The sequence below is a fragment of the Thioalbus denitrificans genome (genome assembly GCF_003337735.1).
Classification (GTDB): domain Bacteria; phylum Pseudomonadota; class Gammaproteobacteria; order DSM-26407; family DSM-26407; genus Thioalbus; species Thioalbus denitrificans.
In genome coordinates, this window is the sequence record NZ_QPJY01000011.1 from 85,992 (window position 1) to 102,349 (window position 16,358).

General features: G+C 68.3%; 14 protein-coding genes. 13 read left to right on the forward strand and 1 reads right to left on the reverse strand.

Annotation, left to right across the window (positions count from 1 at the left end; genetic code table 11):
- The first annotated feature begins 51 nt into the window (after positions 1–51).
- From accC to DFQ59_RS16850, 13 genes are all read left to right on the forward strand, one after another.
- Entirely contained in the window at positions 52–1,392 is a 1,341-nt protein-coding gene (gene accC / locus DFQ59_RS16790; RefSeq protein WP_114280882.1) for an acetyl-CoA carboxylase biotin carboxylase subunit, read from the forward strand.
- An 87-nt stretch (positions 1,393–1,479) separates the two neighbouring features.
- Positions 1,480–2,358, forward strand: a complete 879-nt coding sequence (gene prmA / locus DFQ59_RS16795) for a 50S ribosomal protein L11 methyltransferase (protein ID WP_114280883.1) — start codon at positions 1,480–1,482, stop codon at positions 2,356–2,358.
- Positions 2,359–2,516: 158 nt separating this feature from the next.
- Positions 2,517–3,257, forward strand: coding sequence for a DUF3426 domain-containing protein (locus DFQ59_RS16800; RefSeq protein ID WP_114280899.1), 741 nt, complete (start codon positions 2,517–2,519; stop codon positions 3,255–3,257).
- 150 nt (positions 3,258–3,407) lie between these two features.
- Positions 3,408–4,400, forward strand: a complete 993-nt coding sequence (dusB, locus tag DFQ59_RS16805; RefSeq protein ID WP_114280900.1) for a tRNA dihydrouridine synthase DusB — start codon at positions 3,408–3,410, stop codon at positions 4,398–4,400.
- Positions 4,397–4,690 carry a DNA-binding transcriptional regulator Fis gene (fis, locus tag DFQ59_RS16810; protein WP_114280884.1) on the forward strand — a complete coding sequence of 98 codons (294 nt, stop codon included), beginning with the start codon at positions 4,397–4,399 and terminating at the stop codon, positions 4,688–4,690. Before dusB ends, fis begins: the two co-directional genes overlap by 4 nt.
- Positions 4,691–4,960: 270 nt before the next feature.
- Positions 4,961–6,541 carry a bifunctional phosphoribosylaminoimidazolecarboxamide formyltransferase/IMP cyclohydrolase gene (gene purH / locus DFQ59_RS16815; RefSeq protein ID WP_114280885.1) on the forward strand — a complete coding sequence of 527 codons (1,581 nt, stop codon included), beginning with the start codon at positions 4,961–4,963 and terminating at the stop codon, positions 6,539–6,541.
- A gap of 181 nt (positions 6,542–6,722) precedes the next feature.
- The gene (purD, locus tag DFQ59_RS16820; protein WP_114280886.1) at positions 6,723–8,015 is read left to right on the forward strand and encodes a phosphoribosylamine--glycine ligase; all 1,293 of its coding nucleotides are present in this window, start codon (positions 6,723–6,725) and stop codon (positions 8,013–8,015) included.
- A gap of 124 nt (positions 8,016–8,139) precedes the next feature.
- On the forward strand, positions 8,140–8,772 hold the full coding sequence (locus DFQ59_RS16825; RefSeq protein WP_114280887.1) for a hypothetical protein: 633 nt from the start codon (positions 8,140–8,142) through the stop codon (positions 8,770–8,772).
- On the forward strand, positions 8,769–10,202 hold the full coding sequence (locus DFQ59_RS16830; RefSeq protein ID WP_114280888.1) for a GGDEF domain-containing protein: 1,434 nt from the start codon (positions 8,769–8,771) through the stop codon (positions 10,200–10,202). The genes DFQ59_RS16825 and DFQ59_RS16830 overlap by 4 nt, the downstream gene beginning before the upstream one ends.
- A 123-nt stretch (positions 10,203–10,325) precedes the next feature.
- Entirely contained in the window at positions 10,326–10,991 is a 666-nt protein-coding gene (locus DFQ59_RS16835) for a hypothetical protein (RefSeq protein WP_114280889.1), read from the forward strand.
- Positions 10,992–11,251: 260 nt separating this feature from the next.
- Positions 11,252–12,592 (forward strand): 30S ribosomal protein S12 methylthiotransferase RimO, encoded by a 1,341-nt coding sequence (gene rimO, locus DFQ59_RS16840; RefSeq protein WP_114280890.1) that lies wholly within the window; start codon positions 11,252–11,254, stop codon positions 12,590–12,592.
- A 442-nt stretch (positions 12,593–13,034) separates the two neighbouring features.
- Complete coding sequence (locus tag DFQ59_RS16845; RefSeq protein ID WP_114280891.1) at positions 13,035–13,928, forward strand: phosphoribulokinase; 894 nt, start codon at positions 13,035–13,037, stop codon at positions 13,926–13,928.
- Positions 13,929–14,325: 397 nt separating this feature from the next.
- Positions 14,326–14,667, forward strand: a complete 342-nt coding sequence (locus DFQ59_RS16850) for a histidine triad nucleotide-binding protein (protein WP_114280892.1) — start codon at positions 14,326–14,328, stop codon at positions 14,665–14,667.
- A gap of 193 nt (positions 14,668–14,860) precedes the next feature.
- Here the strand turns inward: DFQ59_RS16850 and argA are convergent, their stop codons facing one another.
- Positions 14,861–16,183, reverse strand: a complete 1,323-nt coding sequence (gene argA, locus DFQ59_RS16855) for an amino-acid N-acetyltransferase (RefSeq protein ID WP_114280893.1) — start codon at positions 16,181–16,183, stop codon at positions 14,861–14,863.
- Between the last annotated feature and the right edge of the window lie 175 nt (positions 16,184–16,358).

Sequence of the window (16,358 nt, forward strand, 5' to 3'; positions counted from 1 at the left end):
CCAGGGTCGGGCGCACACCCGCGCCCCCAGCCAGCGCCACGAGTCGACACCATGCTGACAAAGGTTCTCATTGCCAATCGCGGCGAGATCGCCCTGCGCATCCTGCGCGCCTGCCGCGAACTCGGAATTAAGACGGTAGCCGTCCACTCCACCGTGGATCGGGATCTCAAACACGTGCGCCTGGCCGACGAATCGGTCTGCATCGGCCCGCCGCCATCCACCGAGAGCTACCTCAACATCCCCGCGCTCATCAGCGCCGCGGAAGTCACCGACTCGGTGGCCATCCATCCCGGCTACGGATTCCTCTCCGAGAACGCCGATTTCGCCGAGCAGGTGGAGCGCAGCGGCTTCGTCTTCATCGGCCCGCGGCCCGACACCATCCGCCTGATGGGCGACAAGGTTTCCGCCATTCGCGCCATGAAGGCCGCCGACGTGCCCTGCGTGCCGGGCTCCGACGGGCCGCTGGGCGAGGAGCCGGAGGAGAACCTGCGCCTGGCCCGCGTGATCGGCTACCCGGTCATCATCAAGGCCGCCGGCGGCGGCGGCGGGCGCGGCATGCGCGTGGTGCACTCCGACGCCACGCTGCTCAACGCCATATCGCTTACCCGCACCGAGGCGGGCGCGGCGTTCGGCAACAGCACCGTCTACATGGAGAAGTACCTGGATCACCCGCGGCACGTGGAGTTCCAGGTGCTCGCCGACGAGCACGGCAACGCCATCCACCTCGGTGAGCGCGACTGCTCCATGCAGCGCCGCCACCAGAAGGTCATCGAGGAGGCGCCGGCGCCGGGCATCACCGACGAGCAGCGTCACACCATCGGCGAGCGCTGCGCCGAGGCCTGCCGCCGCATCGGCTACCGCGGCGCCGGCACCTTCGAATTCCTGTTCCAGGACGGCGAGTTCTACTTCATCGAGATGAACACCCGCGTGCAGGTGGAGCATCCCGTCACCGAGATGATCACGGGCATCGACATCGTCAAGGAGCAGTTGCGCATCGCCGCCGGCGAGACGCTGCGTTTCCGCCAGGAGGAGGTGCGCTGGGACGGGCACGCGCTGGAGTGCCGCATCAACGCCGAGGATCCCGTCTCCTTCATGCCCTCCCCCGGCACCATCTCCATGTTCCATCCGCCCGGCGGCCCCGGCATCCGGCTCGACTCGCACATCTACGCCAGCTACATGGTGCCGCCCAACTACGACTCCATGATCGGCAAGCTGATTGCCCATGGCGAGACCCGGGAGGTGGCCATCGGGCGCATGCGCAACGCCCTGGACGAGATCATCATCGAGGGCATCAAGACCAACATCCCCCTGCACCAGGACCTGATGCGTGACGCCAACTTCGTCAAGGGCGGCACCGACATCCACTACCTGGAAAAGAAACTGGGTCTGTAGGAAGGCACAGGGGACGGATAGCGGGGAACAGGGGACAGGAACCCGCCCGTTATCCTTTATCCGTTATCCTTTATCCACCTATTTTTCATGCCCTGGCTGCAGCTGAAAATCGACACCGATTCCGAGCAGGCCGATCGCCTGAGCGCCCTGCTGGAAGCTGCCGGCGCGGAAGCCGTCACCCTCGAGGACGCCCGCGACCAGCCGCTCTACGAACCGCCCCCCGGCGCCACCCCGCTCTGGGCCGACACCCGGGTCGTGGGCCTGTTCCCCGCCGATGCGGACCGCGAGGCGATACTGGCGCTGCTGCGCGAGTCCCTCGGGGAGCTGCCGCCGCACCGTTTCCAGGCCCTGGAGGACCAGGACTGGACCCGCGCCTGGATGGACCGGTTCCAGCCCATGCGCTTCGGTGAGCGGCTCTGGATCTGCCCCAGCTGGTGCCCGCCGCCGGAGCCGGACGCGGTCAACATCCTCCTCGATCCCGGTCTGGCCTTCGGCACCGGCACCCACCCCACCACGGCCCTGTGCCTGGAATGGCTCGATGGCCATCCCCCCGCCGGCCAGCTGGTGGTGGACTACGGCTGCGGCTCGGGCATCCTGGCCATCGCCGCGGCGCTGCTCGGGGCGCGCCACCTGTGGGCGGTGGACAACGACCCCCAGGCCCTGGAGTCCTCCGCGGCGAACGCCGAGCGCAACGAGATCCCGGTGCGCAACTTCTACACGGCGCTGCCCGAGGACCTGCCGCCCCTGCAGGCCGATCTGCTGCTGGCCAACATCCTGGCCGAACCGCTCATCGGGCTGGCATCCCGGTTCGCCGGGATCGTGCGGCCGGGGGGGCGCGTCGTGCTCTCCGGCATCCTCCGCGAACAGGCCGACGCGGTCGGCGCCGCCTATGCCGCCTGGTTCGACATGGAGCCGCCCGTTGCGCGCGAGGAGTGGGTCCGCCTGGCCGGAACGCGGCGCGCCTGACTCCCGTCCCGGGCCCGGCAGGGGCTTTCCTGCCGGTGGCTGTGGCATTTATTGACAGATTCCCGCGCGGTTTTGGTCTTTACTATTCTGTAAAACCGCCCTGCCGTGCCCGGGGCGGCCGGCGTCATCCGGGCCCCATGCTGGACCATTGAATCGCCATGCTCACCCGCTGCCCACAATGCGAAACCGTCTTCCGCCTCCGCCCCGAACAGCTGGAGCCGGCCGGGGGGCTGGTCCGCTGCGGCAACTGCCGGAACGTCTTCGATGCCGCCGCCGAACTGATTGCTGAACCCGATGCGCCCACTGCGTCCGATGCCTCCATAGCGGACGCCGGCATGCCGCCGGAGAGCGGGCCCGGGTCCCTGCCCGCGCCGGAGGCCGGGCCGGACGCGGGCGAGGATGTCTGGCAGGCGCCCCGCACCCGCTCCGCATCGCTGGCACCGCTGGCCTGGGCTGCGGGCACCCTGGTCCTGCTGCTGGTCCTGCTGCTGCAGTACGCCCACTTCCGCCCCGAGGCGTTCAACGCCTATCCCGAGATCCGTCCCCTGCTGGTGCGCCTGTGCGCCACCACGGGCTGCACCGTGCCGCCCCTGCGCGCCCCCGACCGCATCCGGCTGCAGGCGCGCGATGTGCGCACTGACCCCGGGCAGCCGGGGCGACTGCTGGCCAACGCGATCCTGGTCAACGAGGCCGGCTACTCCCAACCGTATCCCGAACTGGAGCTCACCCTGACCACGACCGAGGGCGCGGTGAAGGGCATGCGCGTCTTCACGCCGGCGGAGTACCTGCCCGACGTCCGGGACGTGAAGCGGCTGATGCCGCCCGACACACCGGTGCACGCCCGCCTCGAACTGGCCGACCCGGGAAATGTGACGGGTTATACGTTCCGGTTCCGCTGAGCGGCGCAGTCTTATGGGCGACGGTCGCAACCGCACTTTAACCCGCACCGGCGAGCGGTTAACATGAGCGGCCTGTCTTCCCGAAACTGGACTGGTGGTGAAGAATCCCGGAGCGCAGAGTCCGCCACCACCGCCAACGGCACCGTGACCATGAACATCGGCCCCTACCGGCTCCCGAACAACCTCGTGCTCGCCCCCATGGCGGGCGTGACCGACCGGCCGTTCCGGCAGCTGTGCCGGCGCCACGGCGCGGGCCTGGCCGTATCGGAGATGGTCAGCTCGAACGCCCTGCTCTGGGGCAGCGAGAAGACCCGCCGCCGGACCGACCATGCGGGCGAGGCCGAACCGCGCTCGGTACAGATCATGGGCGCCGATCCAGCCATGATGGCCGAGGCGGCCCGCTACAACGCCGACCAGGGCGCCCAGATCATCGACATCAACATGGGCTGTCCGGCCAAGAAGGTCTGCAACGTGGCGGCCGGCTCCGCGCTGCTGCGCGACGAGCCCCTGGTGGCCCGCATCCTGGAGGCGGTGGTGACGGCGGTGGCGGTCCCGGTCACCCTCAAGATCCGCACCGGCTGGGACCATGACCACCGCAACGGGGTGCGCATCGCCCGCCTCGCGCAGGCCTGCGGTATCCAGGCCCTGGCGGTACACGGGCGGACCCGGGCCGACGGCTACCGCGGCGAGGCGGAGTACGACACCATCCGCGCCATCAAGGCCGAGGTCTCCATACCCGTCATCGCCAACGGGGACATCCGCACTCCGCGGCGGGCCCGCGAGGTACTGGAGCATACGGGTGCCGACGCCATCATGATCGGACGCGCGGCCCAGGGCCGGCCGTGGATTTTCCGGGAAGTGGCCCATTACCTGGCCACCGGGCAGGAACTGCCGGCGCCCCCCGCCGCCGAGGTTCACGCCCTGGTGCGGGAGCACCTGGAGGCGATCTACGCCTTCTATGGCGAGCGCACTGGCCTGCTCATGGCCCGCAAGCACGTATCCTGGTATACCAGGGGCCTGGCCGGCGGCGCGGCGTTCCGGGAGTGGTTCAACCGGCTTGCGGGCATCGAAGAGCAGCGGACCCACATCGAGTCATTCTTCGGGGAACTGGAACTGAAACGGACGAGGTCGATGGCGGCATGAACGCAGTGGTGGACGCCGGCAAGGCGACAGTGACCAAGCTGAAGGTGGAAAGGGAAAGCCGCGGGGAACCGCTCGGTGACTGCGTGCGCGAGGCACTCGAGAATTTCTTCGCCCACCTCGACGGACATCCCGCGAGCGATCTCTACCGCATGGTGATAGGCGAGGTGGAGAAGCCGCTGCTGGAAACCGTCATGCGCCACGCCGGCGGCAACCAGACCCGCGCCGCCGAAATGCTCGGCCTGAACCGCGGCACCCTGCGCAAGAAGCTCAAGCAGTACGACATCGAGTGAGGCGTGAGGTGTAAGGAGTGAGGCGTGGGCGCGGGGTTGCTTGCGCCGTTGCCCGTCACCCACACCATTCCTGACACCTCCCGTCGCCTGTCACCTATTACCTGTCGCCCGTAGTCCCTCACGCTTCACCCCTCACGCTTCACCCCTCACGCTTCACCCCTCACCCCTCACCCCTCACCCCTCACCCCTCACCCCTCACCCCTCACTTAATGGGGTATAATCCGCGCTCGTCACCTGTCCCTGGCCACCTATTCGACAACGGTTCGCCCTATGCCCACCCAGACTGATTCAACTCCCATCCGCCGCGCGCTCATCAGTGTCTCCGACAAGACCGGCGTGGTCGATTTCGCCCGCCGCCTGCAGGAGCGCGGCGTGGAGATTCTCTCCACCGGCGGCACCGCCCGGCTGCTGGCCGAGAACGGCATTCCCGTGGTGGAGGTCTCCGACCACACCGGCTTCCCGGAGATGATGGACGGCCGGGTGAAAACCCTGCATCCGAAGGTCCACGGCGGCATTCTCGGCCGTCGCGGCGTGGACGAGGCGGTGATGGAGCAGCACGGCATCCCCCCCATCGACCTGGTGGCGGTCAACCTCTACCCGTTCGAGCAGACGGTGGCCAGGCCCGGCTGCGATCTGCCCACCGCCATCGAGAACATCGACATCGGCGGGCCCACCATGCTGCGCGCAGCGGCCAAGAACCACGCGGCGGTGACCGTGGTGGTGGATGCCGCCGACTACGATCGCGTGCTGGAGGAGATGGGCGCGAACGACGGCGCGGTCAGCTCCGCCACCCGCTTCGACCTGGCGGTGAAGACCTTCGAGCACACCGCCGCCTACGACGGGGCCATCGCCAACTACCTGGGGACAATCGGGGCCGACGGTGGCAGGAGCGCCTTCCCGCGGACCTTCAACCTGCAGGTGCGGCAGGTGCAGACCATGCGCTACGGCGAGAACCCCCATCAGCAGGCCGCCTTCTTCGTGGAGCGCGATGCGCCGGGCGGCTCCATCGCCCGCGCCCGCCAGCTGCAGGGCAAGGAGCTCAGCTACAACAACATCGCCGACACCGACGCGGCCCTGGAGTGCGTCAAGCAGTTCGACGGGGACCCGGCCTGCGTCATCGTCAAGCACGCCAATCCCTGCGGCGTGGCCCTGGGCGGCAGCCTGCTCGAGGCCTACGACCGCGCCTACGCCACCGACCCGGAGTCGGCCTTCGGCGGCATCATCGCCTTCAACGGGGAGCTGGACGCCGCCACCGCGCAGACCATCGTGGAGCGCCAGTTCGTCGAGGTCATCATCGCCCCCCGCGTCTCGGCCGAGGCCGTGGCGGCAGTGGCGGCGAAGAAGAACGTGCGCCTGCTGGAGTGCGGCGACTGGAGCGCCGCCACCGGGCGCCGGCTCGACTTCAAGCGGGTCAACGGCGGGCTGCTGGTGCAGGACGCCGATGCCGGGCTCCACAACGAGCTGCGGGTGGTGAGCGAGCGCCAGCCGAGCGAGGCGGAGTTGCGCGACCTGCTCTTCAGCTGGCGGGTGGCCAAGTACGTCAAGTCCAACGCCATCGTCTACGGGCGCGACAGCCGGACCATCGGTGTCGGCGCCGGGCAGATGAGCCGGGTCAACTCCGCCCGCATCGCCGCCATCAAGGCCGAGCACGCGGGGCTCGAGGTGAAGGGTTCGGTCATGGCCTCCGACGCCTTCTTCCCCTTCCGCGACGGCATCGACAGCGCCGCCGCGGCCGGCATCGCCGCGGTCATCCAGCCCGGCGGCTCCATGCGCGACGAGGAGGTCATCGCCGCCGCCGACGAGCACGGCATGGCCATGGTCTTCACCGGCATGCGCCACTTCCGGCACTGAGGCAACAGCTGCGGGAACCATTCAACGCGAAGACGCAAAGACGCGAAGGAACGGGGAAGGCGAAGGCAATTTGGCGTGGCGCCCCCACCAGGCATAAGACATGGGCCGCGCCCCCTTACCTCGCATCCCCTTGGCGTCTTGGCGTCTTGGCGTTCAATCCCTGTAATCAGGAGATACTCTGATGAAGGTACTGATTATCGGCGGCGGCGGGCGCGAGCATGCGCTGGCCTGGAAGGTGGCCCAGTCGGAGCGGGTGGAGCAGGTGCTGGTGGCGCCGGGCAACGCCGGCACGGCGCGGGAAGCCAAGACGGAGAACGTGCCGGTCGCGGTGGATGACATCGCGGGACTGGTGAGCCTGGCCCGCAACCGCGGCGTGGAGCTGACCATCGTCGGCCCCGAGGCGCCGCTGGTGCTGGGGGTGGTGGACGCCTTCCGCGCCGCTGGCCTGGCCATCTACGGACCCGGCCAGGCGGCGGCCGAGCTGGAGGGATCCAAGGCCTTCACCAAGGACTTCCTGGCCCGCCACCGGATCCCCACCGCCGCCTACGGCAACTTCACCGACGTGGACGAGGCCGTCGCCTACATCCGCGCCCGGGGCGCACCCATCGTGGTGAAGGCCGACGGCCTCGCCGCGGGCAAGGGGGTCATCCTGGCCCAGACCGAGGCCGAAGCCGAGGCGGCGGTGCGGGACATGCTCGCGGGCAACGCCTTCGGCGAAGCCGGTCACCGGGTGGTGGTGGAGGAGTTCCTCACCGGCGAGGAGGCGAGCTTCATCGTCATGGTGGACGGCGAACACATCCTGCCCATGGCCACCTCCCAGGACCACAAGGCCCGCGACGACGGCGACCGCGGGCCCAACACCGGCGGGATGGGTGCCTACTCTCCCGCCCCGGTGGTCACCGCGGAGATCTGGGAACGGGCCATGCGCGAGGTCATCGAGCCCACCGTCCGCGGCATGGCCGCCGAGGGCCGGCCCTACACGGGCTTCCTCTACGCCGGGCTGATGATTGCGGCCGACGGCACCCCCAGGGTGCTGGAGTACAACTGCCGCTTCGGCGATCCGGAGACCCAGCCCATCATGATGCGCCTGCGCTCGGACCTGGTCAGCCTGGTGGAGGCCGCGGTGGCCGGCCGGCTGCACGAGGTGGAGGCGGCCTGGGATCCCCGCGCCGCCCTGGGCGTGGTCATGGCCGCCGGCGGCTACCCCGCCGAGTACCGCAAGGGCGATGTCATCCACGGCATCGAGGCGGCCGACAGCGCCGACACCAAGGTCTTCCACGCCGGTACTGCGCTGCACAACGAGGCGGTGGTCACCCACGGGGGCCGGGTGCTGTGCGTCACGGCGCTGGGCGACACGGTGCGGGCGGCACAGCAGCGCGCCTACGCCGGGGTCGCCGCCATCCACTGGGAGGACGCCTACTACCGCCGCGATATCGGCTACCGGGCGGTGGCGCGGGAAACCGCCGCGGGTTGAGGCACGGTTCACACACTGAAAGCTGCAGGCCGCGACGGGGCGGACTATGCTTTTCTGCAGCCCCTGGCAATTCAGGTTCGGCGGCAGATGGTTGGCCCCCAACAACGACAACAGGCCCGACGCGATGACAACTCCAGAACGGAGTCGCCTATTTCCCGATGCCCCCGTCATCCGCTTCCGCGATCCCTTCGCCGCTCTCCTGGGTATCGGCGAGGACGACGGAATCCTGACCTTTACCTTCGATGACGTGGTCAAGCTCGCCGGCCACTACGGCCCCACCGTGGCGGGGGCGTTCCTGGTGGTCAAGCGCGCCGTCGAACTGCTCTACGGCGCAACCGTGCCCGAGCGTGGGCAGCTGCGCATCACCATCGCCGGCACCGAGGATCAGGGCATCAACGGACCCATGAGCCAGATCTTCACCCTGATCACCGGCTCCGCCGGCGACAACGGCTTCCAGGGACTGCACGGCCGCTACATCCGCCGCGGCCTGCTCAGCTTCGACGGCGTGGCCATCTTCGGTCCGGGCTCGTTCACCTTCGAGCGGCTGGACACGGGGCAGACGGTCACCCTGAGCTACGATCCCACTCCCATTCCCGCGGATCCGGCTACCGGCGAGGATTTGCTCTCCCTGCTCTACGGCGACGAGAACGAGGAGGTGCTCGCCCGCTTCCGCCACAACTGGCACGAGCGCATCCGCAGACTCCTCACCGACGGCGGCGAGATGACGGTCCGGGAACTGGATCGTCCTTCCGCATGAGCCGGCCCGGCAGCATCGATCGAGCGCCGCGGCCGACGCGCAGGCTGTTCACCGACCTGGCCCGGTGGATGGTGGGGCTGGGCCTCCTGGCGGGGATCGCCTTTCCCTTCCTGGCCACCCTCCTCGGCCTGCCTCCGGAAGAGGTCTACACCCCCCGCTTCTTCGGCGCCACCCTGCTGGCCGGCCTGGCGGTCGGCCTGGCCAACTACGGCCTGGCCCGGGGAGTGGTGCGCCCCCGGCTGCGGCTCCTCTCCGGGCGCATGCACCAGGTGGCCGAGTCCATCGGTTCGGCCACCTACAGTGACGACTGGAGCCGCTGCCGCCCCGAGACCTGCAGCGTTCCGGTGGACTCCCAGGACGAACTCGGTGAAAGCGCGGCCGCGTTCAACCGCCTGGTGGGGGCGCTCATGAATGCCCACGAGGTGGAGGACGCGGTGCGGGACTTCTCCCGGGAGCTCTCCGGCCAGCTCGAGCTCGCTCCCCTGGCGGCGCGGGCCCTGACCCAGCTGCTGAACCATACCGGCGCCCAGGCCGGCGCGGTGCTGGTGGAACAGGGCGGCGAGCTCAATGTCATCGCCGGCCACGGGCTGGAGGATCGCGAGCGGCTGCGCCACAGCGATCATGTCCGCGAGGCGCTGCGCAGCCAGGCGCTGCGGCGCCTGGAGCTGCCCGAGGACATCGTCATCGAGGCGTTGGTGGGCAATCTGCGTCCCCGTGAAGTGGTGGTCGTACCCATCGTCTACCAGTCGGTCAACCTCGGCGTGGTGGTCCTGGCCAGCACCCGTCCCCTGACGGGCGAACGCCTGCGGCTGCTGGAACTGTTCCAGCGCAGCTTCGGCCTGGCCCTGCACAATGCCGTCACCTACGATCACCTGGAGCGACTGGCGGCCCTGGATCCCCTCACCGGCGCCTACAACCGCCGCTTCGGGCTGGGGCGCCTGCACGAGGAGTACCAGCGGTCCGCGCGCACCCGCGCGCCGCTGGGCGTGCTGATGCTGGACATCGATCACTTCAAGGCGGTCAACGACACCTACGGCCACCTGGTGGGCGATCGGGTCATCGCCAGCACCGCGAACGCCATCCGCCGCTGTCTGCGCGAAGGCGACGTGCTGGTGCGCTACGGCGGCGAGGAGTTCCTGGTGCTGCTGCCGGGCGCCGGCTGCGTCGATGCCCAGCGGGTGGCCGAGCGCATCCGCCACGCGTGCACGGAAACCCCGGTACGCGACGGCGAACAGACCATTCAGGTCACCATCAGCGGCGGCTATACCGCCTTCCCGGAGCAGGATGCCGGGGACGAGGATGCCCTCATCCGCAGCGCCGACACCGCCCTCTACGCCGCCAAGGCGGGCGGGCGCAACCGGATTGCCGCGGGCGAATGCCCCCCATCGCAGTCCCGTGAACCTCTCGCGCAAGGACGATCCGGCGCCTGATCCCGAGACTCACGGCGTAGCCGGGCGCGGGCCCGCACCCACCCTTCCGGGCCGGCGCGGCCGTGACAACGACATCCGGGACTGGCAGCATGGCATCCTTACCACCCCGCACCCGCACCCGCCATGTCGCTCGAACTCCCCGCCACCCTCGCCCTCGCCGCCCTGCTGCTGGCCGGGGTGCTGCTCGTCGCGGCGCTGCACAGCTGGCGCCGCCGCCGCTGGCTGCAGGGCGGACGCCGCGGCATGGGCGGTCTGCTCCTGCTGGGGTTGGCGCTGCTGACCGGTTCGGTGGCGGCCAACCTGCACACCTACAGCCGCCTCACCGCCGAGCGGCCGGTGGCTACCCTCGCCTTCGCCGCCACCGGACCGGCACGCTTCGAGGCCCTGCTCACACTTCCAGGAGGCGACAGCGCCGTCTACCCCCTGGAAGGCGACGAGTGGCAGCTGGACGCCCGGGTATTGACCTGGCGCGGGCCCGCACGGCTGTTCGGCCTGGACAACCTCTACCGCCTGGAGCGCCTCAGCGGCCGCTGGCGGGACCCGGACCGGGAACGCACCGGTCCCCGCAGCGTCCACTCCCTCGCCGAGGCCGCCGGGCTCGATCTCTGGGCCCTGGCCCGGGAGCACGGACGCTGGCTGCCCTGGGTGGATGCGGTCTACGGCAGCGCCGCCTACCTGCCCCTCAGCGACGGCGCCCGCTACGCGGTGGTCCTCGGCCCCAGCGGCCTCCTCGCCCGCCCCCTCGACCCCGCCGCCGAGACGGCCGTGCGGGGCTGGCGCTCCGACTGAACCTGTTGGTTTTATCCGCAGATTACGCCGATTACACGGATTGATTCCGCTCTGGTCAGAGTCGGTGCAAGGGCCTTATCTCGTTCACTCTCCGCCGTCCGGATTCTGTGCCGTCAAGGATGACGGCTGAGTGCGCAACAGATGCACCAATACATTCTGCGTAATCTGCGTAATCTGCGGATAAATAAAAGCCGAACGATCCGGGCAGAGCAACAGCGGTGGTATGATCGGCGCCTCTCCCGGAACGACGGTCGCCGTCCATGTCCTCCACTCCGATGCGTGACATTCCCCGCGTGGGCTTCGTCAGCCTGGGCTGTCCCAAGGCCCTGGTGGACTCCGAGCACATCCTGACCCGGCTGCGGGCCGAGGGTTACCACGTGGCGCCCGACTACCACAGCGCGGATCTCGTGGTGGTGAATACCTGCGGATTCATCGACGCGGCGGTGGAGGAGTCCCTGGACGCCATCGGCGAGGCCCTGGCCGAGAACGGCCGGGTCATCGTCACCGGCTGCCTGGGCGCGAAGGGCGACACGGTGCTGGCGCACCATCCCCAGGTGCTGGCGGTGACCGGGCCGCACGCCGCGGCCGAGGTGATGGAACACATCCACGATCACCTGCCGCCGCCGGCGGATCCCTACACCAGCCTGATACCGCCCCAGGGGCTGAAGCTCACGCCGCGCCACTACGCCTACCTGAAGATCTCCGAGGGCTGCAACCACCGCTGCACCTTCTGCATCATCCCCGGGCTGCGCGGCGACCTGGTGAGCCGACCCGCGGGCGAGGTCCTCGGCGAGGCGGAGCACCTGGTGGCCGCCGGGGTGCGGGAGCTCAATGTCATCTCCCAGGACACCAGCGCCTACGGCCTCGACCTGAAGTACCGCACCAGCTTCTGGAACGGCCGCCCGGTGAAGACCCGGATCACCGAGCTGGCCCGCGCGCTGGGCGGTCTCGGCGCCTGGGTCCGGCTGCTCTACGTCTATCCCTACCCCCACGTGGACGAGCTCATCCCGCTGATGGCCGAGGGGCATATCCTCCCCTACCTGGACATGCCCCTGCAGCATGCCAGCCCGTGCATCCTGCGGCTGATGAAGCGCCCGGCCCACGCCGAGAACGCCCTGGCGCGGATCCGGGCCTGGCGGGAAACCTGCCCCGGGCTGACCCTGCGCAGCACCTTCATCGCCGGCTTCCCCGGCGAGACGGAGGAGGACTTTCGGCAACTGCTCGAATTCCTCGAAGCCGCGGAGCTCGACCGGGTGGGCTGCTTCACCTACTCGCCGGTGGAGGGGGCGGCGGCGAACGCCCTGCCCGATCCCGTCCCCGAGGAGGTGAAGGCCGAGCGCCGCGATCGGCTCATGGAGCTGCAGGCCGGGATCAGCGCCCGGCGCCTGGCGCGCCGCCTCGGCCAGCGCATCGAGGTGCTGGTGGACGCGGTCACCGAGGATGGCGCCGTGGCCCGCAACGCCGCCGACGCGCCCGAAATCGACGGCGTGGTCCTGGTGGAGGACGGCCACGGACTGGAGCCCGGCGCCCGGGTGGAGGTGACCGTCACCGACACCGGCGAATACGACCTCTGGGCGCGGCTCGACCCCGACGCCGCGTGAACCGAGACCGGCAGGGATTCACCACGAAGGCGCGAAGGACACGAAGAAAGACAAAGACGAATAAACCGCAGATTACGTGGATTTACGCAGATTGACCCTGCCAAGAGGAGGGGCCCGTTGACCATCCCGGCGTAAGGCCAAACCTGCAGGGACGAACCCGCCGGGCGCCGGAGTGCAAATGGGTTACAGGAAGTAATCAGCGTCAATCAACGTAATCTGCGGTTAAACAGTCTTTAAAGTCTTTTCTTCGTGTCCTTCGCGCCTTCGTGGTGAAAATTCTGGAACCCCGCACCCGCGGGCCATAAGCAAAGACTATCGCTCCGCCCGGAGATTTATTGGCAATCCACCGGGGCGGGCGGCATACTGATTTCCACCTAAAATCGTGGCGTCATCGTAACCTGTTGATGACAAAGAATTTTAACAGACATTGAGGGAGGGGGAGATGTCCGAGAAGCACCCCATTATCGCGATTACCGGTTCTTCCGGCGCCGGCACCAGTACGGTCAAGACCGCATTCGAGCACATGTTCTTCCGCGCGAACCTGAAATCCGCGGTGGTGGAGGGCGACTCCTATCACCGCTTCAACCGCGCGGAGATGAAGGCGGCCGTGGCCAAGGCCGAAGCGGAGGGCGGCAGCCTCAGCCACTTCGGCCCGGAGGCCAATGTCTTCGACAAGCTCGAGGAGCTGTTCCAGACCTATGGCGAAACCGGTACCGGCCAGCGTCGCTACTACCTCCACAACGAGGACGAGGCCGATCAGCACAACGCCCGCCTCGGCACCAGCTGCAAGTCCGGCGAGTTCACCCCCTGGGAGGACATCGAGCCGAATACCGATCTCCTCTTCTACGAGGGACTGCACGGCCTGGTGAAGGATGGCGACGTGGACGTCTCCCGCCACGTGGACCTGGGCGTGGGCGTGGTGCCCATCGTCAACCTGGAGTGGATCCAGAAGATTCACCGCGACGCCAAGGAGCGGGGCTACTCCGCCGAGGCCATCGTGGACACCATCCTGCGGCGCATGCCCGACTACGTGAACTACATCACCCCGCAGTTCTCGCGCACCCACGTGAACTTCCAGCGCGTGCCCACGGTGGACACCTCCAACCCGTTCATCGCCCGCGACATTCCCACGCCGGACGAGAGCTTCGTGATCATCCGCTTCCGGGACCCCAAGGGCGTGGACTTCCCCTACTTCCTGAGCATGGTCCACGACTCCTTCATGTCCCGCCGCAACACCCTGGTGGTGCCGGGCGGCAAGATGGGGTTCGCCATGGAGGTCATCCTCGAGCCCATCGTCCACGACCTCGTGGAGAAGAGCCAGAAGGCCCGCGGCTGATGCCGGTACCGGTCCCCGGCCACCCCGGCCGGGGATCTTCCCTCCCGGGACGACAGGATTTCAAAGACTGTTTTAACCGCAGATTACGCCGATTTGCGCAGATTATCCGGTGCTCCGTCTACAGGCCGATGAACAGCCAGGCTCCAGCGTAGAGGCATAGATCCTCCGATAACAGCGTCTCGGTAAACATGGATACATGACAACGGGCCATGAAAGCCACGCCAGTCATGTTCCTTGTCCCAATCTGCGTAAATCAGCGTAATCTGCGGTTAATAGCGCTTTTCGCCTTTCATCATCCAGTCCCAATCCACCGAGGCTTTTTCCAACCGGTTCACAATGCCCACGCGGCGGGTAGAATGGGCGGCTGGTTCCCCTGACAGGCTACGGAGCACGCCCCATGGATTGCATCTTCTGCAAGATCGCCGCCGGAGAGATCCCCGCCGAGAAGGTCTACGAGGACGACCACGTCCTGGCCTTCCACGACATCAACCCCCAGGCCCCGCTGCACGTGGTGATCATCCCCAGGCGCCACATCGCCACCATCAACGACATCGGCGAGGCGGACACCGACCTGATGGGCCGGCTGCTCCAGGCCGCGAAGGCCATCGCCGCCCGGGAAGGGGTGGCCGGGGACGGCTACCGGCTGGTGGTGAACGTCAACCGCGGCGGCGGCCAGGTGGTGTTCCACATCCACATGCACCTGATGGCCAAGCGCCCCTTCGGCTGGCCCGCCGGCTGAGCGATTCAACCCACGGAAGAGAAAAGACAGTTAATAGACAGGATTCACAGGATTCACAGGATATGGAGAGCCAGCCTCTCGACCGGTCCGACATCTATTGCGCGGTGCGTCGAGTGCAGGACTGTCCGCGTGAAGGCAATCACCGGAAAATCCCGTCAATCCTGTAAATCCTGTCTATTCAAGCCGAACTTGGTCACAAGGTCTTGATGAAGACCTTGGAGTTGCGCTTGTAGTTGTAGAGCGCCTGGCGGCTCATGGGCAGATCGCCGAGGGAACTCGGCTCGAAGCCGCGCTCCTGGAACCAGTGCGCTGTGCGGGTGGTGAGCACGAACAGCCGCCGTACGCCCTGGGCCCGGGCCTGGCGCTCGGTGCTGTGGAGCAGTTCGTCGCCACGGCCGCCCCCACGGTAGTCGGGATGCACGGCGAGGCAGGCCAGTTCCCCCAGCCCCTCCTCCGGAAAGGCGTAGAGGGCCGCGCAGCCCACCACCATCCCGTCGCGCTCGGCGACGGTGAAGTGATCGATCTCCATCTCCAGCAGCTCGCGCGAGCGCCGCACCAGCACACCGCTCTCCTCCAGCGGCCGCAGCAGCTCGATGAGTCCGCCCACGTCGTCGATGTTCGCCCGCCGCAGGGCGTCGTAGGAGTCGGAGTTGATGAGGGTCCCCACACCGTCGCGGGTGAACAGCTCCCGCAGCAGGGCCCCGTCGATGCGCCGGCTGATGAGGTGGCTGCGGCGCACGCCCGAGCGGCAGGCGTAGATGCCCCCCACCACCGCCCGGGCCACATCCTCGGGCAGTTCGCGGCCGCTCTCCAGCACCCGCTCCGCCTGGGCGGGAGAGAGCTCCCGCACCACCGCGCCCGCCTGGTCCAGCAGCCCCTCGCTCTCCACCAGGCACAGCAGCTTGTCCGCCTTCAGCTCCACCGCCACCGCCGTGGCCACATCCTCGGCGCTCAGGTTGAACACCTCGCCGGTGGGCGAATAGCCGAGCGGCGAAAGCAGCGCGATGGCGTTCTCGGCAAGAATGCGTTCGATGGCGCGCACGTCCACCCGGCGCACCTCGCCGGTGTGGGCATAGTCGACGCCGTTGCGCACGCCCAGCGGCCGCGCGGTGACAAAATTGCCCGATGCGACCCGGATGCCGGCCCCGGCCATGGGCGAGTTGGCCAGCCCCATGGAGAGCAGCGCCTCGATCTCCACCCGCACGGTCCCCGCCGCTTCCTTCACCCCCACCAGGGCCTCGGCGCTGGTGACCCGCAGCCCGTCCCGGTACTGGATCTCGGTGCCGCGGGCGCGCAGGCGCTCCTCGATCTGGGGCCGCGCCCCGTGCACCAGCACCAGGCGCACGCCGAGGGAGTTGAGCAGGGCGATATCGTGGATGAGGGCGGGAAAGTTGGGATCGGCCACCGCCTCACCGCCGAACAGCACCACGAAGGTCCGGCCGCGGTGGGCGTGGATATAGGGAGCCGAGCTCCTGAAGCTCTCCACGAAGGAGTTGCCGGACTGCCGGTCGTTCAAGGTGGGTCCTCGCTGGTTCCGCTGAATGGCCTGTGGGGATTCTAACGCATCAGGGGAGGCCGTGAGGAAATGCGGTGGTTCCGTGTTCCGTGTTCCGTGTTCCGTGTTCCGTGTTCCGTGTTCCGTGTTCCGTGTTCCGTGTTCCGTGTTCCGTGTTCCGTGTTCCGTGTTCCGT